Below are 23,375 nucleotides of genomic sequence, written 5' to 3' on the forward strand. Positions count from 1 at the left end.
GGCCGCGGGGGCGCCGCGCCCCACCGGGGGTGGGGCGGGGTCCCCCCGGGGGCCCCCGCCCCCCCCCCGGCGCGGGGGGGGGGTGGGCCCCGCCGGGGGGGCCCGGGCGGGGCCCCCGGCGGGCCCCACGGCGTCGTCGTGCCCGGTGAGCCGAGACGAGGGAGGGCACGTGCGGTTCGGTTCCGGCATTCCCGGGCTGGTGGCGCGCAGGGCGGTGGGGTTCGGCCGACGGCTGCGCCGGCGGTCGGCCCAGCGGCGGCTGTTCCAGCTGGTGACGCTCGGCTGCTCGCTGGCGCTCGCGCCGAGCGCCTGGCTCTGGCTCTCGGCCGGCGACCGGGTGGGGACGGTGGCGAGCGCGCCCTCGGCGCCGGTGGCGGTGGTCTTCGGCGCCGGACTGTTCGACGGGAAGCCCTCGCCGTACCTGGCCCACCGTCTGGACGCCGCGGTGGAGCTGTACGAGCGGCAGAAGGTCCGGGCGATCCTGGTGACCGGTGACAACGGCCGGACCAGCTACGACGAGACCGACGCGATGCGCCGCTACCTGGTCGAGCACGGGGTGCCGGAGGTGCGGGTGGTCGGCGACTACGCGGGCTTCGACACCTGGGACTCCTGTACCCGGGCGCACCGGGTCTTCGGGGTGGACCGGGCGGTGCTGGTGAGTCAGGACTTCCACGTCCGCCGGGCCCTGGCGCTCTGCGAGGCGGCGGGGATCGACTCGTACGCGGTGGGCGTGCCGGAGGTCCGGGACCTCACCTGGCTGTACGGCGGCTTCCGGGAGGTCCCGGGGGCCGGGAAGGCGTTGCTGAACGCCTGGCTGCGGCCGGACCCGCTGTTCCTCGGGCCGCGCGAACCGGGGATACCGAGGGCGCTGGCCGACGCGGGCGCGGCCGGTGAGGGCGGGCGCACGGACGGTGGCACTGGTGGCGGCACGGGAGCGCGCTGACCTCCGGCGGCCGGGTTCGGACACGTTGTCGGACCCGTGCGGGATGATCGGCGGGTGCGGTCGCTGCCGAGCATCATCCACCTCGACATGGACGCCTTCTTCGCGGCGGTGGAGCAGGCGGCCAAGCCGAGCCTGCGCGGCAAGCCGGTGATCGTCGGTGGGCTCGGCGGGCGCGGGGTGGTGTCGACCGCGTCCTACGAGGCGCGGAAGTTCGGGGTCCACTCGGCCATGCCGATGGCGCAGGCGCGCCGGCTCTGCCCGAACGCGGCCTTCCTGGCCGGCCGTTTCGAGGCGTACCGGCGGGCGAGCGGGCTGGTGATGGGGCTGTTGCGGGAGCTGTCGCCGCTGGTGCAGCCGCTCAGCCTGGACGAAGCCTTCGTCGACCTGGAGGCCGGTCCGTACGGGCCGGTGCTCGCCGGGGCGGAGCACGGGACGGGGGAGCGGCTGGTGCTGGCGCTGGCCGAGGACCTGCGCGCGGACATCCTGGAGCGGACCGGCCTGACCGCCTCGGTCGGGGCGGCCGGGTCGAAGCTGATGGCCAAGATCGCCTCCGAGCAGGCCAAGCCGGACGGTCTGGTGCTGGTCGAGCCGGGGCACGAGCGCGCGGTGCTCGGGCCGATGCCGGTGCGAGCGCTGCCCGGGATCGGCCCGGCCACCGAGCAGGTGCTGAAGCGGGCGGGGCTGAGCACGGTGGCCGAGCTCGCCGAGGCGGGCGAGGCGGAGCTGGTGCAACTGCTGGGCAAGGCGCACGGCGTCGGCGTCCACGCCATGTCCATAGGGCTGGACGACCGGCCGGTGGTGGCTGACCAGGACGCCAAGTCGGTGTCGGTGGAGGACACCTTCGAGGTCGACCTGGCCGACCGGGACCGGGTGCTGCGCGAGGTGGAGGCCCTGGCGCGGCGCTGTGTGCGGAGGTTGCGCGGGGCCGGGCGTTCGGGGCGGACGGTGGTGCTGAAGGTCCGGCGGTTCGACTTCTCGACCCTGACCCGGTCGGAGACGCTGCGGGGGCCGACGGACGACGAGGCGGTGGTCGTCGAGACGGCGCGACGGCTGGCCGCCCAGGTGGACATCACGGGCGGGGTGCGGCTGCTGGGCGTCGGGGTGGCGCAGTTGGCCGACTACACCCAGGAGGACCTGTTCGCGCAGGCCGTCCGGGAGGAGGCGGAGGCCGCCGCCGGGGCGGTGACCGAGGCGGGCGTGGAGGAGTCGCCGGAGCCGGCCGGGGAGCCGGTCGTGGCGGTGCGCCGCTGGTTGCCGGGGCAGGACGTGCGGCATGCCGAGCACGGGCCGGGGTGGGTGCAGGGGAGCGGAGTGGGCCGGGTGACGGTCCGGTTCGAGACGCCGTGGAGCGGGCCGGGCCGGGTGCGGACCTTCCGGATCGACGAGCCGGCCCTGGAGCCGGCCCGGCCGCTGCCGCTGCGTCAGGGGTGGCCCGGCGCCGAGGACGGGGACGGGGACGGGGACGGTGCGGAACCGGAGGGTACGGGGGGCGGTCCGGGGGAGGAGGGCTGAGCGGCTCCCCCGCCGGGTGCGGACACGAAGCGGCCCCACCCGGCGGGGGAGCCGGGTGGGGCCGCTTCGTGTCCGGGCCGTGGACGGTCGCGATGCCCTCGGCGACCGTCCTGGTCCGGTCCCCGCGCCCTGTCCCTGGGCGCGGGGCGGGACGCCTCGTCAGGCGTCGGTCTTGACCGGCTCGCGGCCGGAGGAGAGGTCCGCCGTCGTGTTGCCGGAGGCCACCGTGGTGGTCGGCCGCACGCTGCGGATCAGGAACGGCACCGCGCCGGCCACGATGCAGACGACGGCGGCGGTCCAGAACGCGTGCTTGTAGGCGTCCAGGGTGGGCAGCGCGATCGGGATCGGCAGCTTCATGGTGTCGCCGGTGAGGATGGCGGCCATGACGGCGGTGCCGATCGCGCCGCCGACGGTGCGCAGCACGGCGTTCATGCCGTTGGCGATGCCGCTCTGCTCGACCGGGACGGCGCCGTTGATGTAGGCGGGCATCGCCGAGAAGGCGAGGCCGATGCCGAGGCCGAAGATGGCCGAAGAGAGGTAGATGTCGCCCTCGTGGCTGTGCCGCAGGGCCAGGTAGGCCATCGCGACGGCGCCGAGGACGCCACCGAGCACCAGCGGCAGGCGCGGGCCGCGGCGGGCGATCAGCATGGCGCCGAGCGGGGCGGCGACCATCGAGCCGAGGGCGGAGGGCAGCAGCATCACACCGGCGTGCAGCACGGTGGCGGTGAAGCCGTAGTGGGCGAACTTCTCCGGGGTCTGGGCGAAGTTGCTGATCACCATGAACGAGCCGTACATGCCGAAGCCGATGAGCAGGCCGGCGAGGTTGGTGAAGGCGACGGCCGGGCGGGACATCATCTTCATGTCGACCAGCGGGTGCTTGACCTTGACCTCGATGACGCCCCAGAGCAGGGCGACCACGGCGGCGACGGCGAACAGGCCGAGGGTCTTGGTGGAGGTCCAGCCCCAGTGGTTGCCCTGGCTGACCGCGACCAGCAGGGCGGAGAGCCAGCCGGCCAGGGTGATGGCGCCGAGCGGGTCGGCGCCGCCCTCCTTGTCGGTGACCGGGTCGGTGGGCACCCGGACGGCGACCAGGGCGATCGCGAGCAGGCCGAAGGCCAGGCCCATCCAGAAGATCGACTTGTAGCTCCAGTGCTCCAGCAGCAGGCCGGTGGCGACCAGGCCGAGGCCGCTGCCGACGCCCATCGAGGCGCTGATGGCGGCGACGCCTCCGGTCACCTTCTGCTTGGGCAGCTCGTCGCGGACGATGCTGATGGCCAGCGGGAGCACGCCACCGCCGGCGCCCTGGAGGACGCGGGCGACGACCAGCCAGGTGAAGGAGTGGGTCGAGACGGCGAGCGCGGAGCCCGCGACCAGGCCGCTGAGCGAGATCAGCAGCATCGGCTTGCGGCCGCGCAGGTCGCCGAAGCGGCCGAGCAGCGGGGTGAGCACGGCGGCGGACAGCAGATTGGCCGTCATCAGCCAGGTGATGCTGGAGCCGGAGACGCTCAGTTCCTTGGCGAGCGAGGGCAGGATCGGGACGACCGCCGTCTGCACCACGCTGAACGACAGCATCGCCAGGATGAGGGCCGGCAGGACCCGGGCGCTGCTCGGCTTCTCGGCCGCAGTGGTGGGCTGTGGTGCCTCACTCACGGTTGCTTCCTTCCGTACATAGTGAATGAACTGAAGTAACCATGCCGGGAGATACTTCAATGTGTCAAATATTCATTGGTTAAGCCTTGGTAAAAAGGAAAGACCCCGGCCATGATCGGCCGGGGTCCCACGGTTCCGGGAAGGTCAGGCGAGCGGCCGCAGCGGAGCCGGGCGGCCCTGGTCCTCGACCGCCGGATGGGCGGCCTGACGGGCCGGCGCGTGCGCGGCGGACGGCGCCGGGGTCGACGCGGCCGCCGTGTTGTCGTGGACCTCGACGTGCTCGCGGCGCAGCTCGTCCCGGACCACCTCCTCGGCGGTGTAGCGCTCCACCACCAGGCGGACCCGCTCGATCGGCGCCAGGTACTTGCGGACCACCGGGCGCTCCTCGCGAAGGGTCACCTCCTCCACCGCCTCGGCGATCTCCTTCTCGGTGAGCGAGGCCCGTTCCGCGTCGCCGACCGGCATCCGCTCGACCCGGACCCGCTCGCGGACCACCGCGACCCGCCGCTCCACCGGCTCGCTGGTGACGTACTTGCGCAGCTTGGCGGTGCCCAGCACATGCCATTCGGTGGTGATGTCCAGCCGCTCCTCGCGGCAGGTGATCTCCACCGGGCCGCTCGGGGAGGACGCGGCCGGACCCTCCTCGGGGCGGGCCGTCCCCGCGGCGGGCACGGTGGCCGGGGGCGCCGGGGTGTGCGGACGCTCGGCGGCCTGCTGCGGAGCGGTGGGTGTCGTGGTGGGCAGGGGCGTGGCGAGGGTCCGCACGGGGGCCTCCGGGGCGGGGTCGGACGGCTTGCCGAGGTCGGCGGCCGGGCTCGGGACGGGAGTGGGGGACTGGTGGAGGCCGAGCGGCTTGGCCGGATGCGTGGTGCCCGTGCCGTTGGTCGTGCCGGTGCCGTTGGTGGTGCCGTTGGTGATGTTCGTGCCCTGGGCCGCGGCCGCGCCCACGGCGGCCGTGCCGATCGCGGTGCCCCGGTCGGCGGTGCCCCGGTCGGCGGTGGTGCCGAAGTCGAGATCGGCCGGTTCCGAACCTGAGCCGTCACCCGCCGACGGCCGGCCGTCCACCGGGGTGTCCAGCCCGTAGTAGCGGTAGAGCTGAAGCTCCTGGGCGGGCGACAGGTGCTGGCCGACGCCGAAGTCCGGTGATTCCTTCACCAGGGACTTGTCGTACGGCACCCGCAGCTCGTCGCCGGAGAACTCGCTCGTGGTCAGGGGGACGAAGGCGTCCCGGCCGAAGATGCCGGTCCGCACGGCCGCCCACTCGGGCCGGCCGGTGGCGTCGTCGAGATACACCTCGTCGATGGTGCCGATCTTGTCCCCGTTACGGTCGACCGCCTTGTGGCCGATGAGGTCCCGGGGGTCGATGTCGGTCTGCACTCTTTCCTCCAGTGCGGTGACCCTGCGGAACTCCCGCAGGACGACGGCCGGCCCGCCCAACCCGTCCGCCACTTCACACCAAAAGCCATGAACCGGACCCGCGCGACCGGGGCGGGTCCGGACGGGCGCGGCGCTGCGCCGTCCGGGGCAAGCCGGGCGGGCGGGTCCCGGAGCCGAAGTGACCGGACGCACCCGTGATCGCCGGGCCTCCCGCTGGTACCCTGGGCGCGACCGCCGAGCCCGCGCGGGAGAGTCCCCGGCAGTGGAAACCGCTGGTCGGGGCGCCGAAGGAGCAACTCCTCCCCGGAATCTCTCAGGCATCCGTACCGTGCGGGATAGGTCACTCTGGAAAGCAGGGCAGGAACGCGGGCGAGGGAGCCGGCGGACCCCACCCTCACCGACGGTGCAAGCCGGCGGGGCGTCCCACGGCGCTCCGCGCGGGCGAAGCTCTCAGGTCCCGATGACAGAGGGGGAGGCCTGTCGGGTTCGTCCGACCGGGTCCTCCGCTGTTGTCCGCAGCGGCGAGGGAGCCCGGCGTGCGCACCCCCGCCGGTCCGTGACCAGGAGGCCTCGACCACCATGAACGCCCAGCCGAACTCGGGACGCCCCACCACCCCCGCGACCCTCACCGAGCTCGAACAGGCCAGCCCCTTCGAGAACCGGCACATCGGCCCCGACGCCGCCGCGCAGGAGAAGATGCTGGCCCACGTCGGCTACGGCTCGCTGGACGAGCTGGCCACCGCCGCCGTTCCCGAGGCGATCCGCTCGATCACCGCGCTGGACCTGCCCGACGGCCGCTCCGAGGCCCAGGTCCTGGCCGAGCTGCGCGAGCTGGCCGACCGCAACTCCGTCCTCCGGTCGATGATCGGCCTGGGCTACTACGGCACCTTCACGCCGCCGGTGATCCTCCGCAACGTCATGGAGAACCCGGCCTGGTACACCGCCTACACGCCGTACCAGCCGGAGATCTCGCAGGGCCGCCTGGAGGCGCTGCTCAACTTCCAGACCCTGGTCGCCGACCTGACCGGCCTGCCGACCTCCGGCTCCTCGCTGCTGGACGAGGGCACCGCGGCCGCCGAGGCGATGGCCCTGGCCCGCCGCGTCACCAAGGTCAAGGGCGGCGTCTTCCTGGTCGACGCCGACACCCTGCCGCAGACCGTCGCGGTGATCAACACCCGCGCCGTGCCGACCGGCGTCGAGGTGGTCGTCGCCGACCTCTCCGACGGCATCCCGGCCGAGATCGCCGAGCGCGGCGTCTTCGGCGTGCTGCTCCAGTACCCGGGCGCGACCGGCGCGGTCCGCGACCTCGCCCCGGTGATCGAGCAGGCCCACGGCCTCGGTGCGATCGTCGCCGTCGCCGCCGACCTGCTCGCCCTCACCCTGCTGAAGTCCCCGGGCTCGCTCGGCGCCGACATCGCCTGCGGCACCTCGCAGCGCTTCGGCGTGCCGATGGGCTTCGGCGGCCCGCACGCCGGCTACCTCGCGGTGCGCGCCGAGTACGCCCGCTCGCTGCCGGGTCGCCTGGTCGGCGTCTCGGTCGACACCCACGGCAACCGCGCCTACCGGCTGGCCCTGCAGACCCGCGAGCAGCACATCCGCCGCGAGAAGGCCACCAGCAACATCTGCACCGCCCAGGTGCTGCTCGCCGTGATGGCCTCGATGTACGCCGTCTACCACGGCCCCGACGGCCTGGCCGACATCGCCCGCCGCACCCACCGCTACGCCGCCGCGCTGGCCCAGGGCCTGCGGGCCGGCGGAGTCGAGCTGCTGCACGGCGAGTTCTTCGACACCGTCACCGCGGTCGTCCCGGGCCGTGCCGCCGCGATCGCCGCCGCCGCCCGCGTCAACGGCATCAACGTCTTCCAGGACGGCGAGGACCGGATCTCGGTCTCCACCGACGAGACCACCACCCGCGAGGACCTGGCCGGCGTCTGGGCCGCGTTCGGCGTCGAGGGCGTCGAGGTGGCGGAGAACGCCGAGACCCTGCCCGCCGCGCTGCTGCGCGAGGACGAGTACCTGACCCACCCGGTCTTCCACAGCCACCGTTCCGAGACCGCCATGCTGCGCTACCTGCGCCGCCTGTCGGACCGGGACTACGCGCTGGACCGCGGCATGATCCCGCTGGGCTCCTGCACCATGAAGCTCAACGCGACCACCGAGATGGAGTCGGTGACCTGGCCGGAGTTCGGCCAGCTGCACCCGTTCGCGCCGGTCGACCAGGCCGCGGGCTTCCTCTCCCTGATCCGGGGTCTGGAGCAGCAGCTGGTCGAGGTCACCGGCTACGACGCCGTCTCCATCCAGCCGAACGCCGGTTCCCAGGGCGAGCTGGCCGGCCTGCTGGCCGTCCGCGCCTACCACCACGGCAACGGCGACACCCAGCGCGACGTCTGCCTCATCCCGTCCTCCGCGCACGGCACCAACGCCGCCTCCGCGGTCATGGCCGGGATGCGGGTCGTCGTGGTCAAGACCCTGGTCGACGGTGACGTCGACGTCGAGGACCTCAAGGCGAAGATCGAGCAGCACCGCGACAACCTGTCGGTGCTGATGGTCACCTACCCGTCCACCCACGGCGTGTACGAGACCCAGATCACCGAGATCTGCGGCCTGGTGCACGAGGCCGGCGGCCAGGTCTACGTCGACGGTGCCAACCTCAACGCCCTGGTCGGTCTCGCCAAGCCGGGCAAGTTCGGCGCGGACGTCTCGCACCTGAACCTGCACAAGACCTTCTGCATCCCGCACGGCGGCGGCGGCCCCGGCGTCGGCCCGGTCGCGGTGCGCGCGCACCTCGCGCCGTACCTGCCGAACCACCCGCTGCAGCCGGAGGCCGGCCCGGCCACCGGTGTCGGTCCGATCTCGGCCGCCCCGTGGGGCTCGGCCGGCATCCTGCCGATCTCCTGGTCCTACGTCCGGCTGATGGGCGGCGAGGGCCTCAAGCGCGCCACCCAGGTCGCGGTGCTGAACGCCAACTACATCGCCAAGCGGCTGGCCCCGCACTTCCCGGTGCTCTACACCGGCCCCGGCGGCCTGGTGGCGCACGAGTGCATCATCGACCTGCGCCCGCTCTCCAAGGAGACCGGCGTGACGGTGGACGACATCGCCAAGCGCCTGATCGACTACGGCTTCCACGCGCCGACCATGTCGTTCCCGGTGGCCGGCACGCTGATGATCGAGCCGACCGAGTCCGAGGACCTGTACGAGATCGACCGGTTCTGCGACGCGATGATCGAGATCCGGGCCGAGATCGAGAAGGTCGGCTCGGGCGAGTGGGACGCCGAGGACAACCCGCTGCGCAACGCGCCGCACACCGCCGCCACCCTGGCCGGCGACTGGGCGCACGGTTACTCGCGGCAGGAGGCGGTCTTCCCGGCCGGCGTGAACCCGGCGGACAAGTACTGGCCGCCGGTCGGCCGGATCGACGGCGCGTACGGCGACCGGAACCTGGTCTGCTCCTGCCCGCCGATGGACGAGTACGGCGTCTGATTCCGGTGTGCCGTCCGGGACCGGACGGCGGACGGAACCGCATGCGACAGGGCCCCGGCGGTGTTTCCGCCGGGGCCCTGCCCCGTGGTGCGCCTGCGGTGTTCCGTGATACTCGGCTGCGGCTGCGGCTGCGGCTGCGGGCCCGGGGCGGTCGGTGCGGCCGGGGAGCGGTCGGTGCGTCGCGCCCCCGGGTCGGTCCGGCGGTTCAGACCGCGCTGGCGGCCGGACGGCGCGGGGCGATCACCCGGCCGTCGGGCAGCAGCTCGCCGGTGTCCTCGAAGAGCAGGACGCCGTTGCAGAGCAGGCTCCACCCCTGTTCCGGGTGACAGGCCACCGGGACGGCGGCCTCGCGGTCCTCGGACTCGGCCGACGGACACTCAGGACGGTGCTGGCACATACGTACCCTCGCTTCGCTCCGCGATCCTCCCCGTGATGCGGTGCCGCCGGATGGCCGTCGGGCGCCGCCGCGGTGGTCGGATCCTGTCCGGCGCCGGGCCAGGTGTGGACCGGCGCTCAAGTGGGTAGGACAGGAGGTCCTTCCACGCTGGTTCCCAGTGTCGGCATCCCGGGACCCGCGCGCAGCGATTTCGTGACACGCGCCACAACCCCCGGCCATAGATCACCCGTTCAGGTGGTGAGCGGCCGGAATCCAGGCCGAACGGGCCATCGGTCGGACGGTCCGTTCGGGCCATGCCGGATGACCTGAACGGGTAGGGCCGGACGGGTGAGCCGAGCGGAGCCGACGACGGTCAGAGCGCCCCGGAGGCGAGCCGGGTCGGATCGGCGGGGGCGCCGAGGAGCACCGGACGGGCGATCGGGGAGCGGGCGATCGGACCTCGGGCCAGGACCGGCAGCAGTTCGGCGGCCGGGTGGGCGCGGTGCGCGGTGACCCCCATCGGCGCCGGGGCCAGCGGGATCAGCAGATCGGCGCCGGGACCGCCGTCCGGACTGTGCAGCCAGAGCGCCGTCGCGTACTGGCCCGGGAAGGTCAGCAGCCTCGGCTGGCAGCGGGTCCGGGAGGACTGCGCGAGCTGCCACGCCTGGCGCAGCGCTCTGACGGTCGAGTCCAGGTACGGGCCGGCGGTGAAGTGCGAGAAGGAATGGCCCTCGGCCCCCTGCACCACCTCGGCCGCCGCCGCGACCTCGGCGCCGTCCTTGATCAGGAAGCGCCACCCGGTCCGGCGGGCGGCGGCGAGTTCGGCCCGCGGCCCGTCCAGGACGTGGACGGCGAGTGGGTGCGCGGGGAGGAGCGGCCCGGTCGGACGGCGCAGCGCGGCGGCGGCGGGCTGGCGCAGCGCTGTTTCCGAGTCGAGCGCGGCGAGCACCGCGCGCAGGGCACTGGGCGGGGGCTGGGGGGTCTGCAGAGTCATGGCAAGGTCGCCTCTCCGTGCGAGATCGGCGTGCGAGTGCGGCATACCGGCATGGCGGGTGCGTCGACGGTGACGGAAACCTGGGCCTTGTCCGGTTGGGCAGGATCGCGGTGCCGGCTCGGCCGCCGTCCTCGGATCCCGGGCGACGGCGGACCGCGCCGTGGCGCAGTGCGAATTCTACTCGAACAGGTGCGCAGGGTGACCTGTTTATCACAGGCGGTGGCGTCGGGCAAGTCGGCAGTTGAGCTGAAACGACGTCAGTTCCCTTGCATTGCAAGCCATTCGAAGCCTTCGGGTATCGATCTTCGGGGTGGGCATGATGCTTGCACGGTCGAGGGCCGGCCGGCTCAGGAGGAGGGGACCATGGGCGAGAAGGTCGTGGCGACTCGCGCGGAACTGTCGGACCGGCAGATGTACCGCCGCAAGCTCCAGTCCTGCCTGGAGACGCTCGGCCGCATGCTCCGTGAGGACCGTTTCGACCGCCCGAAGGCCGTGATGGGCCTGGAGATCGAGCTCAATCTGGCCGATGAGCAGGGCCTTCCGGTGCTGAACAACGCGCAGGTGCTCACCTCGATCGGCTCCGCCGACTTCCAGACCGAGCTCGGCCGCTTCAACATCGAGGTCAACATCGCACCGCACCGGCTCGGCGGACACGTCTTCGAGGAGCTGCGCGAGGAGATCGACACCGGCCTGCGCTACGCCGACCGGCGGGCCGGGGAGGCCGGCGCGCGGATCGTGATGGTCGGCATCCTGCCGACCCTGGAGCTCGACCACACCGGGCTCGACGCGATGTCCCACAACCAGCGGTACAGCCTGCTCAGCGACCAGATCCTGGCCGCCCGCGGCGAGGACATCACCCTGGACATCGAGGGCGTGGAGCGCCTCGAACTGGACTCGATCACGATGGTCGCCGAGGCCGCCGCGACCTCGCTCCAACTCCACCTCCAGGTGACCCCGGAGCGCTTCGCCTCGGTCTGGAACGCCGCCCAGGCGATCTGCGGGCCGCAGCTCGCGCTGGGCGCCAACTCGCCCTTCCTGTTCGGCCGGGAGCTGTGGCGGGAGACCCGGCCGGTGCTGTTCCAGCAAGCCTGCGACACCCGTTCGGCGGAACTCAAGGCCCAGGGCGTGCGGCCGATCACCTGGTTCGGCGAACGCTGGGTGGACTCGGCCTACGACCTGTTCGAGGAGAACCTGCGGTACTTCCCGGCGCTGCTGCCGATCTGCGACGACGAGGACCCGGCGAAGGTGCTGGCCTCCGGCGGGGTGCCGCGGCTCGCCGAGATGCGGCTGCACAACGGCACCATCTACCGCTGGAACCGGCCCGTGTACGACGTCAGCGGCGGCGTGCCGCACCTGCGGGTGGAGAACCGGGCCCTGCCGGCCGGGCCGACGGTGGCCGACACGCTCGCGAACGCCGCCTTCTACTACGGCGTGGTGCGGGTGCTGGCCGAGCAGTCCCGCCCGATCTGGACCAGGCTGCCGTTCGAGCTGGCCGACGAGAACTTCCGCCAGGCGGCCAGGTACGGGATCGACGCGGTGTTCCAGTGGCCCCGCTCCGGCCGGACCGGGCGCGGCGGCGGGCCGAGCACGATCTCCGCCGTCGACCTGGTGCTCAACGAGCTGCTGCCGATGGCCTACCAGGGGCTGGACGCGTGGGGCGTGGAGCCGGCCGACCGGGACCGCTACCTCGGCATCATCGAGCAGCGCTGCCTGCGCCGGACCAACGGCGCGGCCTGGCAGAGCGCGACCTTCCACCGGCTGCGCGAGCAGTACGGGACGGACCGGCCGAGCGCGCTCGCGGCGATGACCCGGCGCTACATGGAGCACATGCGCGGCGGCGAGCCGGTGCACACCTGGCCGGTCGGGTAGGGCGCGCCTCCGGACCCGCCACCACCTCCGGATTCCCTCCGGATCCGCCACCGGGTCCTCGCCGGGGCCCGCGCGGCGGGCTGTGGAAGGATGACCGCTCCGGTCCGCCGCCGTCGTCCGCCGGCGGCCGGAGCACCGTCCGTCCGCCGCCGTCCGCGCTGGAGCACCCCCGTGACGACCGTTCCCACCGCACCGGAGACCGCGAAGCCGACCCGCCGGCTGCTCGGTGTGGAACTGCTGACCGTGCTCGGCCTCTCGCTCGGTGCGAGCGGTGTCGCCGCGCTGATCAGCTTCACCGGCTCGCTCACCGAGACCCTGAAGCTCGGCCAGCAGGTGGCCACCCTGAACGGCTCGCGCGCGCCCGGCCGACCCTGGCTCGACCTGGTCTGGCAGCTCTACTACATCGGCCGCGGGCTGATGCCGGTCGTGCTGGTCGGCTACCTGCTGGTCCGCGAGGGCGTGTCGCTGCGGATCCTGGGCTTCGACCTCGGGCAGAAGCTGCGCGACCTCGGCCGCGGCGCGGCCGTGGCGGCGGCGATCGGCGGCTCCGGACTGGTGCTGTACCTGGGTTCGCAGGCGGCCGGCTACAACCTGACGGTCGCGCCGTCCGGGCTGCCGGACGTCTGGTGGCGGATCCCGGTGCTGGTCCTCTCGGCCTGGCAGAACGCGATCCTGGAGGAGGTCGTCGTCCTCGGCTACCTGCTGCGCCGGGTGACGCAGCTGGGCTGGACGTGGCCGGCCGCGCTGGTGGCGAGCTCGCTGCTGCGCGGTTCGTACCACCTGTACCAGGGGGTCGGCGGGCTGGTCGGGAACATCGTGATGGGTGCGGTGTTCTGCCTGCTGTACCGGCGGTGGGGGCGGGTGATGCCGCTGGTGGTGGCGCACGCGCTGATCGACACGGTGGCGTTCGTCGGGTACGCGCTGCTGGCCGGGCACGTCGGCTGGCTGCCCACCGCCTGAGCCGGGCCGGCCGTTGCCCCAGCTGGAGGTCAGCCGGCCGCCCGGCGCCTGACCGGGGCCGTCGCGCCGGGCCGGGGCGGCCGGGACAGCAGCCGGTCCACATGGCGCCGTTCGAGCCCCTCGCCGGGGTCGATCGGCAGTAGTACCCGGTCGCGCCGCCAGAGCGAGCCGCGCACGAGCCGGGGCGGGATGACGTCGTCGATCCAGGCGAAGGGGCGGCCCGCCGCGTAGCGCAGCAGCGGGGCCCACTTGCGCGCGGAGAACAGCTCCATCAGCGGGACGCGCGGGTCGCCGGGCTGGGGGACGTAGCCGGTGAAGCGGACGAAGGGCAGCTCGGGCAGGCCGAGCGCCGGTGAGATGTGACTATTGGCATGCTCCTCCCAAGTAGTGGCCCAGACCAGTTCGTAGGTCCCGGCCAGTTCGCGCAGCCAGCTGCCGTGGCGGGCGGAGAGCAGCACGGTGTAGCCGAGCAGGGGGTGGGTGTCGAACCCCGCTCCGGGGTGGGGGCAGACCGGGTTGAGCACGCCGTCGACGTCCAGGAACAGCAGTGGCTTCGGCATCGGGCGCCCCCCAGGTCTCGTGCGTCGTCACCTGGTCGGACGATCCGGGGCCCCCGTCGGTTGCCCGCCGGAGGGCGCGTACGGGGGCGCACCGGGGGCGCTCGCAGCGGACCCGGCGTGCTGCGGTGGGCCGGGCTCAGGCGGCCGCAGCGGGCTCCTCGGCGGGCTTCGCCAGGGCGTCGGCGGGAGGCCCGGCGGCGGGAGGCCCGGCTGGGCGCCGGGAGAGCCGGCGGACCTGTGGCTCCAGCAGGACGGCGACGCTGAGCACCAGGGAGGCCACCGCGCAGGACCATAGCGCGCCGGACAGGCCGAGCAGGTCGGCGGCCGGGCCGGCCAGGGCGGCGCCGAGCGGCGCCAGCGAGAGCGAGCCGAGTTCGTCGTAGGCGGCGACCCGGGAGAACGCCTCGGCCGGGATCTCCTGCTGCAGCGCGATCATCCAGTTGACGCCGAAGACGGTCACGCCGACACCGGAGAGGAACATCGCCGCGCAGAGCACCGGCAGCGGGGCGGACACCGCCAGCGCCAACGCGGGCACGCCGAACAGGAACACCCCCCAGTTGCCGACCAGCAGGATCCGGCGCGGCTGCCAGCGGACCATCAGCACGCCGGTGGCGACCAGGCCGACGCCGTAGGCCGCCATCGCCAGGCCCCAGTCGCGGGCACCGCCGAGCCGCTCCTTCGCCACGGCCGGCCCGTACACCGCCTCGACCGCGCCCACGCAGGCGACGAGCATCGAGAACTGGAGCACGATGACCCAGAGCCAGCGGCGGGAGGAGAACTCGTGCCAGCCCTCGCGCAGTTCGCGGAGCATGCCGCCGCCCTCGGCCGGGGCGGTGGGGGCCTGCGGTTCGAGCAGGAAGCGCAGTGCGGCGGCGGCCAGGAAGCAGGCGGCGTCCAGGGCGAGCACCCATCCGGCGCCGACCGCCGCGGTCAGCGCGCCGCCGAGGGCGGCGCCGCCGATCTGCGCGCCGTTGAAGCCCGTCCGGTAGACCGCGAAGGCCCGGGCGGCGTGCTCGGGGGTGACGCTCTCCAGGATCATGCCGCCGGAGGCGGGGGAGTAGAAGGCGTAGCCGGCGCCGGCACCGGCCGAGAACAGCATCAGCTGCCAGAGCGTGGGCTCGCCGGTCAGGACCAGGAGGGCGAGGGCGCCCTGGGAGACGGCGCTGAAGAGATTGGCGCCGACCATGACGTGATGGCGCGGCAGCCGGTCGGCCAGCGCGCCGCCGATCACCAGCAGCAGGACGGTGGGCAGCAGCCTGGCCGCGGTGACGTAACCGATGTCGGCGGTCGAGCCGCCGCCGTCGAGGATCGCGAACGCGGTGGCGATGGGGGCGCCGGCGTTGCCGAGCCCGCTGACCACGGTGGCGGCGGTCTGGATCCGGAAGTTGCGGCTCGCCCAGGCGAAGCGGCCGGCGGGCGGGGGCGGGGGTTGGCTCTGCACTCCGCGACTATGCCGGGGCGGTTGGTCCGTGTCCATCCGATTACCGGACCGGCGCCGGGGCGCGCCCGGGGTTCAGCCGAGGTGTCCCCAGAGAAAGGTCAGGGTGCGCTTCCAGGCGATCGCCGCCTGCAGCGGGTCGTAGGTGCCGAGCGCGTTCTCCTCGTTCATGAAGGCGTGCCCGGCCGGGTAGAAGTGGAACTCCGGTCGGACGTCGGTGGCCTCGCCGATCCTGATCGCCGCCTCGTCGACGGCGGCCATCGGGAGGAACCGGTCGTGCTCCCCGTAGTGGCCGAGCACATGGGCGGTCAGGCCCCGGTACTCGAAGTCCGGATCGGGCGGCAGGCCGTAGAACGGGACCGCCGCGGCCACCCGGTCGCCCTCGGCGGCGGCCAGCAGCAGGGCGAAGCCACCGCCCATGCAGAAGCCGACCACGCCGACCGCGTCACCGACCACGCCCTCCAGGCCGAGCAGCAGGTCGACCGCGCCGCCGAGGTCCCGTACCGCCTGCTCGACCGGCAGCTCGCGCTTGAGCCGGGCCGCCTCGGCGCTGTCGTGGGTCGTCGCGCCGCCGAAGAGGTCCGGTGCGAGCACGGTGAAGCCCTCGGCGGCGAACCGGTCCGCGACCTCGGCCAGGTACGGGGTCAGGCCCCACCACTCCTGGACCACCACCAGGCCGGGGCCGACGCCCTGGGGCGGACGGGCCAGGTATCCGTGGGCCTCGCGGCCACCGCTGGGGAAGGTGACGTTCTGCCGGGAGCCGCCCTGGTCAGGCATGGCTTCCTCTCGGGGGACGGGCCGCCGGGCGCGGCGGCACGGCGGCGGGTCGGGGCCGGTGGGGTGTCGGGGCCGGTGAGGGTGCCCGGTCGTGCGCGCGGAACGTGCGGGCGGGGGTCGGTCGGGGCCGTCGGGTTCTCGGCCGGGCGGATGGTCGGCCGGGCGGGTGGTCAGCCCATCTCCTCCAGGGCGCGGCCCTTGGTCTCCTTGATGCAGAAGGCCACGAACGGGATGGAGAGCAGCGCGAAGGCGGCGTAGATGACGTAGGTGGCCGAGAGGTTCCAGTCGGCGAGGTCCGGGAAGCTGACGGTGATCGCCCAGTTGGCGATCCACTGGGCGGAGGCGGCGACCGACAGCGCGAGCGCGCGGATCCGGTTGGGGAACATCTCGCCGAGCAGCACCCAGACCACCACGCCCCAGGAGAACGCGAAGCAGAACACGAAGACGTGCGCGGCGACCAGCGCGACCGTCGCGTAGGTGTTCTCCAGGGTGGCGGAGTCACCGGTGCCCTGCCGGTAGGAGAACGCCCAGGCGGCGGTGGCCAGGGCGAGGGCCATCCCGGCCGAGCCGGCCAGGGCGAGCGGCTTGCGGCCGATCCGGTCGACCAGGGCCATCGCGATCACCGTGCCGACCACGTTGACGATCGAGGTGGAGAGGCTGATCAGCAGCGAGTTCGACTCGTTGATGCCGACCGACTGCCACAGGAAGGAGGAGTAGTAGAAGATCACGTTGATGCCGACGAACTGCTGGAACACCGAGGCGCCGATACCGACCCAGACGATCGGCAGCAGCCCGAACCGGCCGCCCAGCAGGTCCTTGAGCCGGGGCTTGTGGGCGGACGACAGCACCGAGTGGATCTCGGCCACCCGGGCGTCGAGGTCGACGCCCTCGCCCTCGACCTCCAGCAGTACCTTGCGGGCCTGCTCCTCCCGGTTGTCGGCGATCAGGAACCGCGGCGACTCCGGAATGGACATCGCCATCAGCCCGTAGACCAGGGCCGGGATCGTCTCCACGCCGAGCATCCACTGCCATGCCTGGATGCCGCCGAGGTGGCCGGTGGACTCGCCGCCGGCGGCCTGGTTGAGCGCCCAGTTGGCGAGCTGGGAGACGGTGATGCCGAGCACGATCGCCATCTGCTGGAACGAGGCCAGCCGGCCCCGGTAGGCGGTCGGGGCGACCTCGGCGATGTACGTCGGCGCGATCACCGAGGCGATGCCGATCGCCACGCCGCCGATCACCCGCCAGGTGGCCAGCAGCTCCAGGTTCGGCGGGAACATCGAGCCGATGCCGCTGACCGCGAACAGCGACGCGGCCAGCAGCATGGTGCGCACCCGGCCCAGGTGGTCGGCGAGCCGCCCGGCCACGACCGCCCCGGCCGCCGAGCCGAGCAGGGCGATCGCGACCACGAAGGCCGTGGTGCCGTTGCCGACCCCGAAGTGCTTCTGGATGCCCGTCACCGCTCCGTTGATCACGGCGCTGTCGTAGCCGAACAGGAAGCCGCCCATCGCGGCGGCGGCCGAGATGAAGACGACGTGCCCGAGGTGCGCCTCGCCGGATGCCGGATGGGTCTGGGTCCTGGACACGCACGCTCCCCGGGTCGACGGTCCCGTCCGCGCGGCCGAGCGGGCAGGGTTCGGCTCACATTCGACCAGGGCCCGGGCGGCGACGCCTCGCCGAATGGGCCGAACGGGTGACGGAGCGTCAGTCGCGCACCCGGTTGGGGGGAACGGGCGCCGTCCGCGCGGGGGAGCGGCGGGCGTTGCGGCGCAGCAACTGGACGCGGGCCCCGGCGTCCGCGCCCCGGTTCCGCTCGGCGAGCCGGTCGGCCGTCGCGTACTGCTCGGTGGCCGGCTTCTTGTCGTCGTACTTGAACTTGGCGCGGACCTCGCGGACGGTCAGGCGCAGCCCGGTCAGGCCGGGGAGCAGCCGGGCGAACTCCCCCTCGCCCGGGGTGACCCGGACGTCCGGGCGCTCCGGCTGGAAGTGGGCCAGCTGGCGGTTGAGGATCTCCGCCTTGTCGGTCGGGTCGCTGACGAGCGAGGCGGTGGCGTGGAAGTGCACCGAGGCGTAGTAGCTGGTCGGGGTGCCGGGCTCGCCGCGCCAGTGGCCGGGGGCGAAGGCGTAGTCGTCGGTGACCGCGAGGGTCACCTCCGGGTCGGCCCGGACCGCCGTGAGCAGGGGGTTCGGGGCGGCGAGGTGGAGCAGGATCTCGCCGCGGTCGGCGTCCAGCAGGAAGTGGGTGGGGACGAGGACCGGGCCGTGGCCCGGCCCGCCGTTGGCGGCGAGCAGGCCGAAGTCGCGGCCCTCGGCGAGCCAGGCGCGCCATTCGGCCTCGTCGCCGCGGTCCCAGGAGCGGATCAGCATCGGGGCTCCCGGTCAGCCGGCGGAGCGGGTGGAGCCGGGCGAGGCGGTGGAGTCGTCGGCGTCGGGGGCCGGCGCGGGGGCGGGGCTCGGGGCGGTGAGCGCGCGCAGGTTCGCCGGGAGCGGCACGGTGGTGGAGGCGTCCGGCCGGGGCGTGCCGTAGCCGGTGGTGACCGGGACCAGGCCGGACCAGTAGGGCAGGTCGAGGTCCTCGGCGTCGTCGGCGGCGAGGTCGGTCCGGCGCTTGGCGGAGACCTCGTCGAGGTCGAGCCGGATCACCGCGGTGGCGGCGAGTTCCTTGGCGTTGGCGGGGCGGACCTCGGCGGAGCGGCCGGGCACCACCTGGTCGACCAGGGCGTCCAGCGCGACGCCCAGTTCCTCCGGGTCGGTGACCTGGTGCGCGGTGCCGTGCGCCACCACCGAGCGGAAGTTGACCGAGTGGTTGAACGCCGACTTGGTCAGCACCAGCTCGTCGACCAGGGTGACGGTGAGGCAGATCCGCAGGCCCTGCTCGCCCCGGGCGCCGCGCAGCGGCCGACTGCCGGTGGAACCGTGCACGTAGAGTCGGTCGCCGACCCGGGCGTGGATGGTGGGCAGCACGACGGGCGCGCCGTCGACGACGAAGCCGAGGTGGCAGAGGTAGGTGGCGTCCAGGACCGCGTGGATCGCCTCGCGCTCCCAGGTGGCCCGGTCCTTGTAGCGGGTGGGGGTGGTGCGCGGGGTGCGGGCGTAGGACGTGTCGTGGTCCGGTTCGGTCGACATGACAACCTCTATGTACTAGTGCATACTCTGTTTTGTGCTAGGAGACTATCGGATGACCGGTCGGCGTGCCAGCGAGATTGCGGCCGAGATCGAGCGGGGCGTCAGCGGCGGACAGCTCCCCCCCGGGACGTCGCTGCCCCCGCTGCGCGACCTGGCGGCCGAACTCGGCGTCAATCCCAACACCGTCGCCGCCGCCTACCGGCTCCTCCGCGACCGGGGCGTGATCGAGACCGCCGGCCGCAGGGGCAGCCGGATCCGCCCGCGCCCCGCCCACACCCCGCGCGACGAGATCCGGCTGCCCGTCCCGGCGCACGCCCGCGACCTCTCCGACGGCAACCCCGACCCGGCGCTGCTGCCCGACCTCACCCCGGCCCTCGCCGCCGCCGCCGATGCCGCCCGCCGCGAACCGGTCCGTTACGGCGACCCGACCGCCGACCCCGCACTGCTCGCCCTGGCCGGCGCGGCCTTCGCCGCGGACGGACTCCCCTCCGGCCCGATCGCCGTCGCCTCCGGCTCGCTGGACACCATCGAGCGGATCCTGGTCACCCGGCTGCGCCCCGGGGACGCCGTCGCCGTCGAGGACCCGGGCTGGGGCAGCCTGCTGGACCTGCTGCCGGCGCTCGGCCTGCGCGTGGTCCCGGTCCGGCTCGACGACGCGGGCCCGCTGCCCGACGCCCTCGCCGGAGCGCTGGACGACGGCGCCCGGGCGGTGGTCGTCACCAGTCGGGCGCAGAACCCGACCGGCGCCGCGCTCACCGCCGACCGGGCCGCGGAGCTGCGCGCCGTCCTGTCCGCCCGTCCGGACGTGCTGCTGATCGAGGACGACCACGGCCACGGCATCGTCGACCAGCCCTACCGGCCGCTGGCCGGAGCGGGCTCGCGGCACTGGGCGGTGGTGCGTTCGGCGGCCAAGGCGTACGGGCCTGACCTGCGGCTCTCGGTCGCGGTGGGGGACGAGGACACCGTCGGACGGGTGCTCGGGCGCCAGCGCCTGGGTGCCGGGTGGGTCAGTCATCTGCTCCAGCACACGGTGGCCGAGCTGTGGCGGAGCGACGCCGCGCCGGTGGCGCGGGTGGCCGGCGCCTACCGGGCGCGCCGGGGGGCGCTGATCGGGGAGCTGGCGGCGCGGGGTGTCGCGGCGTACGGAGCGAGCGGGCTGAACGTCTGGGTGCCGGTGCCGGACGAGGCCGTCGCGTTCGCCGCCCTGGCGCAGCGCGGCTGGGTGGTGGCGCCGGGTGCGCGCTACCGGCTCCAGTCGCCGCCCGGGCTGCGGGTCACGGTCGCGCAGCTGGATCCGGCGGACGCCGGGCGGCTGGCGGAGGATCTGGCGTCCGTGCTGGGCGGCCGGCGCGGGATCACGGGAGCGGGGGCGGACGGGGCGCCGTCGCGGTCGGTCTGAATCGGTCCGGCCCGTGCCGGGGGAAGGGAACGCCCCCCGGATTCCAGGTCAATGGCGATGCCTATTTCGATTCGATCCGGATCGAATCGAAATAGGCATCGCCATTCTCTGACCAGAAATAGTTCGAGCCGATCAATACCGATTGGTAACAAGCCGAGAAATTCACTGCAGATACCTAGCGGTAACAAGCGTGGGCGTGTCATGTTCATCGCGCCACCGGCCGGCGGCCTACCCTCACCCCGAGTCTCCCCGCCCCCACCTGCGGGCGAGACCGAACGTTGGAGTTCCGTCGTGCCCGAAAACCGTTCGAGCATTTCCCGCACCAACGCCCGGTGGCGCGGACGGCTGCTCGCCGCCGCGCTCGCCCTGCCGCTCGCCGCCACCGGACTGGTGGCGGGAACCGCCGCCCCCGCCCGGGCCGCCACCCCGACCGGCCCGACGGCCAGCGTCAGCCTCGGCGACAGCTACATGTCCGGGGAGGCCGGCCGCTGGAAGGGCAACTCCGTCACCGGCGGGAGCAGCCGGGCCGGCACCGACCGGGCCTGGACCGGCAGCGGCTACGACCCGAGCCGGATCTACGGCGCCAGCTACGCGAGCGGGTGCGACCGCTCCGACGTGGCCGAGGTGCGCAGCGCGCCGACCGTCGCCCAGACCCAGATCAACCTGGCCTGCTCGGGCGCCGTCGCCGCCAACGTCTTCCGCGCCGCGAGCGGCGGGCAGTCGTTCAAGGGCGAGGCCCCGCAGGCCGACCAGCTCGCCGCGGTGGCCCGGCAGAACAACGTCAAGCTGATCACCCTGTCGATCGGCGGCAACGACCTCGGCTTCGGCGACGTGATCTCGAACTGCGTGCAGGACTACCTCGTCTGGTACTCCTACTGCAACGATGATCAGCAGAGCGCGGTCGACGGCCGGATGCCGGCCGCGATGGCGGGCGTCGGCAAGGCACTCGACGAGATCCGCGCCGTGATGACGGGTGCCGGGTACGCGGCCGGGGACTACCGGATCGTGCTGCAGTCCTACCCCTCGCCGATCCCGCGCGCCGCCGAGATCCGCTACCCCGAGAGCGGCTGGAGCCGCTCGGACACGGGCGGCTGTCCGCTCTGGAACGGTGACGCGGACTGGGCGCGCGACTCGCTGGTGCCGCAGATCTCCCGGGCGCTCGCCGGGGTCGCCAAGGCCAAGGGCGTGCAGTTCCTGGACCTGAGCGACATGCTCCAGGGCCGCGAGGTCTGCTCCAGGGCGACCCGTCAGGCCGGCTCGACCAGCGCGCCGTCGGCGACCACCAGTGAGTGGGCGCGGTTCCTGGACGGCGGGCTCAACTCCTCGCAGGGCGCCCTCCAGGAGTCGCTGCACCCCAACTACTACGGGCAGCAGGCGCTCGGGCGCTGCCTGACCCTGCTGTACGGGCGGACCAGCGGCGACTGGTCCTGCCGCAACACCGCCGGACAGGACGCCGGCGGGATGTACCTGACGGCGAAGTAGCCGCGTGAACGCGACGTCGCCCTTCCTCCCGCGCGGTGGGGGAAGGGCGACGTCGCGTCCCCGGTCAGCCCTTGGCGAGCAGCGCCTGGGTGTGCTCCTTGACCTGGTCCGGCGTCAGATAGGCGTCGGTGTACTCGAAGTCGCGGAGCCGGGCGGGCTGGCGGGCGAGGAACCCGGTCCGCACGAAGTCGTCGCCCGCGGTCGCGTTGAGCAGCCAGTTCGCGCCGACCCGGAACTTGGCGACATTGGTGCGCATCGCCATCAGGTGGTAGCCGCGCGCCACCAGTTGCGCGGGCACGCCGCGCAGCTCCACCCCGACCGGCTTGGAGACGGCGTCCTTGCCGCCGAGGTCCACCACCAGGCCCAGGTCCTTGTGGTAGTAGGGCTCCAGCGGCTGGTTGCGGAGCGCGGCGATCACGTTGTTGGCCACTGCCCGGCCCTGGCGGGCCGAGTGCTGGGCGGTCGGCGGGCACATCGCGCCGTCGCCCTTGGCGAGGTCGGGGACGGCGGCCGCGTCGCCGAGCGCGAACACGCCCTCGAAGGGCGGCACCCGCATCTCCGCCGTCACCGCGATCCGCCCGCGCACCGTCTCCGCGTCCAGGGTGGCGATCAGCGGGCTCGCCGCGACGCCCGCCGTCCAGATCAGGGTCCGGCAGGGGAGCACCCGGCCGTCGGTGAACTTGACCGACTCGGCTCCCACCTCGGCCACCGACACGCCCAGCGAGACCTCGATGCCGCGCTCGCGCAGCACCTCCAGGGCGGCGGTGCCGAGGGAGTCCCCGAGCTCGGGCATCAGCTTGGGGGCGATGTCGATCAGGTGCCACTTGATCTGCCGGGCGTCCAGCCGCGGGTAGCGGTGGGCGGCGGCCGTGGTGAGGCGCTGGAGGCAGGCGGCGGTCTCGGTGCCCGCGTAGCCGCCGCCGACCACCACGAACTGGAGCCGGGACTCGCGCTCCCGCTGGTCCGGGGTGGCCGAGGCGAGGTCCAGCTGCGCGATCACGTGGTCACGGACGTACGCCGCCTCGGCCAGGGTCTTCATGCCGCGCGCGTAGTCGGTCAGACCGGGGATGTCGAAGGTGCGGGTGACGCTGCCGGGGGCCAGCACCAGGTAGTCGTACTTCTGCGCCACCACCTCGTCGGTGATCTTGCGCACCACGCAGACCTTGGCCGCCGGGTCCACCCCGATCGCGCCGCCGGGGACGATGTGGGTGCGCCGCAGCGAGCGCCGCAGCGAGACGGCCACCGACTGCGGTGTCAGCACACCGGCCGCGACATGCGGCAGCAGCGGCAGGTAGAGCTGGTAGCTGAACGGGGTGACCAGGGAGATCTCGGCCTCCGCCGGGGAGAGCTTGCGCTCCAGTCGGCGCGCGCACTCCAGTCCGGCGAAGCCGCCGCCCACGATCAGGATCCGGGCTCGTTCCATCGTGCGTCCCTC

Annotated in this window: 18 protein-coding genes and 1 riboswitch; of the genes, 7 read left to right on the forward strand and 11 right to left on the reverse strand. The window is 73.6% G+C overall.

Annotated elements, in window-relative coordinates; translation table 11 throughout:
* The first annotated feature begins 199 nt into the window (after positions 1-199).
* Together ACIQ9P_RS29355 and ACIQ9P_RS29360 are read left to right on the forward strand one after the other, a co-directional pair.
* Positions 200-943, forward strand: a complete 744-nt coding sequence (locus ACIQ9P_RS29355) for a vancomycin high temperature exclusion protein (RefSeq protein ID WP_402363044.1) — start codon at positions 200-202, stop codon at positions 941-943.
* A gap of 54 nt (positions 944-997) precedes the next feature.
* A complete protein-coding gene (locus ACIQ9P_RS29360) occupies positions 998-2,455 on the forward strand; it encodes a DNA polymerase IV (RefSeq protein WP_402362568.1) in 1,458 nt (485 codons plus the stop codon).
* A 159-nt stretch (positions 2,456-2,614) separates the two neighbouring features.
* Here ACIQ9P_RS29360 and ACIQ9P_RS29365 read toward each other — a convergent pair whose 3' ends face one another.
* Entirely contained in the window at positions 2,615-4,105 is a 1,491-nt protein-coding gene (locus ACIQ9P_RS29365) for an MFS transporter (protein WP_402362571.1), read from the reverse strand.
* Positions 4,106-4,249: 144 nt separating this feature from the next.
* Entirely contained in the window at positions 4,250-5,482 is a 1,233-nt protein-coding gene (locus ACIQ9P_RS29370) for a PRC and DUF2382 domain-containing protein (RefSeq protein WP_402362574.1), read from the reverse strand.
* Positions 5,483-5,717: 235 nt separating this feature from the next.
* A riboswitch (glycine riboswitch) is annotated at positions 5,718-5,821 on the forward strand.
* Positions 5,822-6,061: 240 nt separating this feature from the next.
* On the opposite strand from ACIQ9P_RS29370, the gene gcvP reads away from it, so the two are divergent.
* Complete coding sequence (gene gcvP, locus ACIQ9P_RS29375) at positions 6,062-8,962, forward strand: aminomethyl-transferring glycine dehydrogenase (protein ID WP_402362577.1); 2,901 nt, start codon at positions 6,062-6,064, stop codon at positions 8,960-8,962.
* 205 nt (positions 8,963-9,167) lie between these two features.
* Here the strand turns inward: gcvP and ACIQ9P_RS29380 are convergent, their stop codons facing one another.
* Together ACIQ9P_RS29380 and ACIQ9P_RS29385 are read right to left on the reverse strand one after the other, a co-directional pair.
* On the reverse strand, positions 9,168-9,359 hold the full coding sequence (locus ACIQ9P_RS29380; RefSeq protein WP_266273201.1) for a DUF5999 family protein: 192 nt from the start codon (positions 9,357-9,359) through the stop codon (positions 9,168-9,170).
* A gap of 352 nt (positions 9,360-9,711) precedes the next feature.
* Positions 9,712-10,332, reverse strand: a complete 621-nt coding sequence (locus tag ACIQ9P_RS29385; RefSeq protein ID WP_402362581.1) for a hypothetical protein — start codon at positions 10,330-10,332, stop codon at positions 9,712-9,714.
* A 363-nt stretch (positions 10,333-10,695) separates the two neighbouring features.
* Between ACIQ9P_RS29385 and ACIQ9P_RS29390 the strand changes: the two genes are divergently transcribed.
* Both ACIQ9P_RS29390 and ACIQ9P_RS29395 read left to right on the forward strand, forming a co-directional pair.
* Positions 10,696-12,201 (forward strand): glutamate--cysteine ligase, encoded by a 1,506-nt coding sequence (locus tag ACIQ9P_RS29390; RefSeq protein ID WP_402362584.1) that lies wholly within the window; start codon positions 10,696-10,698, stop codon positions 12,199-12,201.
* Positions 12,202-12,372: 171 nt separating this feature from the next.
* Positions 12,373-13,161 carry a CPBP family intramembrane glutamic endopeptidase gene (locus ACIQ9P_RS29395; protein WP_402362587.1) on the forward strand — a complete coding sequence of 263 codons (789 nt, stop codon included), beginning with the start codon at positions 12,373-12,375 and terminating at the stop codon, positions 13,159-13,161.
* A 29-nt stretch (positions 13,162-13,190) separates the two neighbouring features.
* On the opposite strand, the gene ACIQ9P_RS29400 is transcribed toward ACIQ9P_RS29395, so the two are convergent.
* From ACIQ9P_RS29400 to ACIQ9P_RS29425, 6 genes are all read right to left on the reverse strand, one after another.
* On the reverse strand, positions 13,191-13,721 hold the full coding sequence (locus ACIQ9P_RS29400) for an HAD domain-containing protein (protein WP_402362590.1): 531 nt from the start codon (positions 13,719-13,721) through the stop codon (positions 13,191-13,193).
* Between the two features lie 136 nt (positions 13,722-13,857).
* Complete coding sequence (locus tag ACIQ9P_RS29405; protein ID WP_402362593.1) at positions 13,858-15,162, reverse strand: MFS transporter; 1,305 nt, start codon at positions 15,160-15,162, stop codon at positions 13,858-13,860.
* Between the two features lie 72 nt (positions 15,163-15,234).
* The gene (locus ACIQ9P_RS29410) at positions 15,235-15,936 is read right to left on the reverse strand and encodes a dienelactone hydrolase family protein (RefSeq protein WP_402362596.1); all 702 of its coding nucleotides are present in this window, start codon (positions 15,934-15,936) and stop codon (positions 15,235-15,237) included.
* 170 nt (positions 15,937-16,106) lie between these two features.
* Positions 16,107-17,519 carry a sugar porter family MFS transporter gene (locus tag ACIQ9P_RS29415; protein WP_402362599.1) on the reverse strand — a complete coding sequence of 471 codons (1,413 nt, stop codon included), beginning with the start codon at positions 17,517-17,519 and terminating at the stop codon, positions 16,107-16,109.
* A 118-nt stretch (positions 17,520-17,637) separates the two neighbouring features.
* On the reverse strand, positions 17,638-18,300 hold the full coding sequence (locus ACIQ9P_RS29420; protein ID WP_402362602.1) for an FMN-binding negative transcriptional regulator: 663 nt from the start codon (positions 18,298-18,300) through the stop codon (positions 17,638-17,640).
* Between the two features lie 12 nt (positions 18,301-18,312).
* Complete coding sequence (locus ACIQ9P_RS29425) at positions 18,313-19,059, reverse strand: pyridoxamine 5'-phosphate oxidase family protein (protein WP_402362605.1); 747 nt, start codon at positions 19,057-19,059, stop codon at positions 18,313-18,315.
* 34 nt (positions 19,060-19,093) lie between these two features.
* Between ACIQ9P_RS29425 and ACIQ9P_RS29430 the strand changes: the two genes are divergently transcribed.
* Positions 19,094-20,458 (forward strand): aminotransferase class I/II-fold pyridoxal phosphate-dependent enzyme, encoded by a 1,365-nt coding sequence (locus ACIQ9P_RS29430; protein WP_402362608.1) that lies wholly within the window; start codon positions 19,094-19,096, stop codon positions 20,456-20,458.
* A 291-nt stretch (positions 20,459-20,749) separates the two neighbouring features.
* Positions 20,750-21,940, forward strand: coding sequence for a GDSL-type esterase/lipase family protein (locus ACIQ9P_RS29435; RefSeq protein ID WP_402362611.1), 1,191 nt, complete (start codon positions 20,750-20,752; stop codon positions 21,938-21,940).
* A 64-nt stretch (positions 21,941-22,004) separates the two neighbouring features.
* On the opposite strand, the gene ACIQ9P_RS29440 is transcribed toward ACIQ9P_RS29435, so the two are convergent.
* On the reverse strand, positions 22,005-23,363 hold the full coding sequence (locus tag ACIQ9P_RS29440) for an NAD(P)/FAD-dependent oxidoreductase (RefSeq protein ID WP_402362614.1): 1,359 nt from the start codon (positions 23,361-23,363) through the stop codon (positions 22,005-22,007).
* Positions 23,364-23,375 lie beyond the last annotated feature (12 nt).

This window comes from Kitasatospora sp. NPDC094019 (genome assembly GCF_044764505.1).
Classification (GTDB): Bacteria; Actinomycetota; Actinomycetes; order Streptomycetales; family Streptomycetaceae; genus Kitasatospora.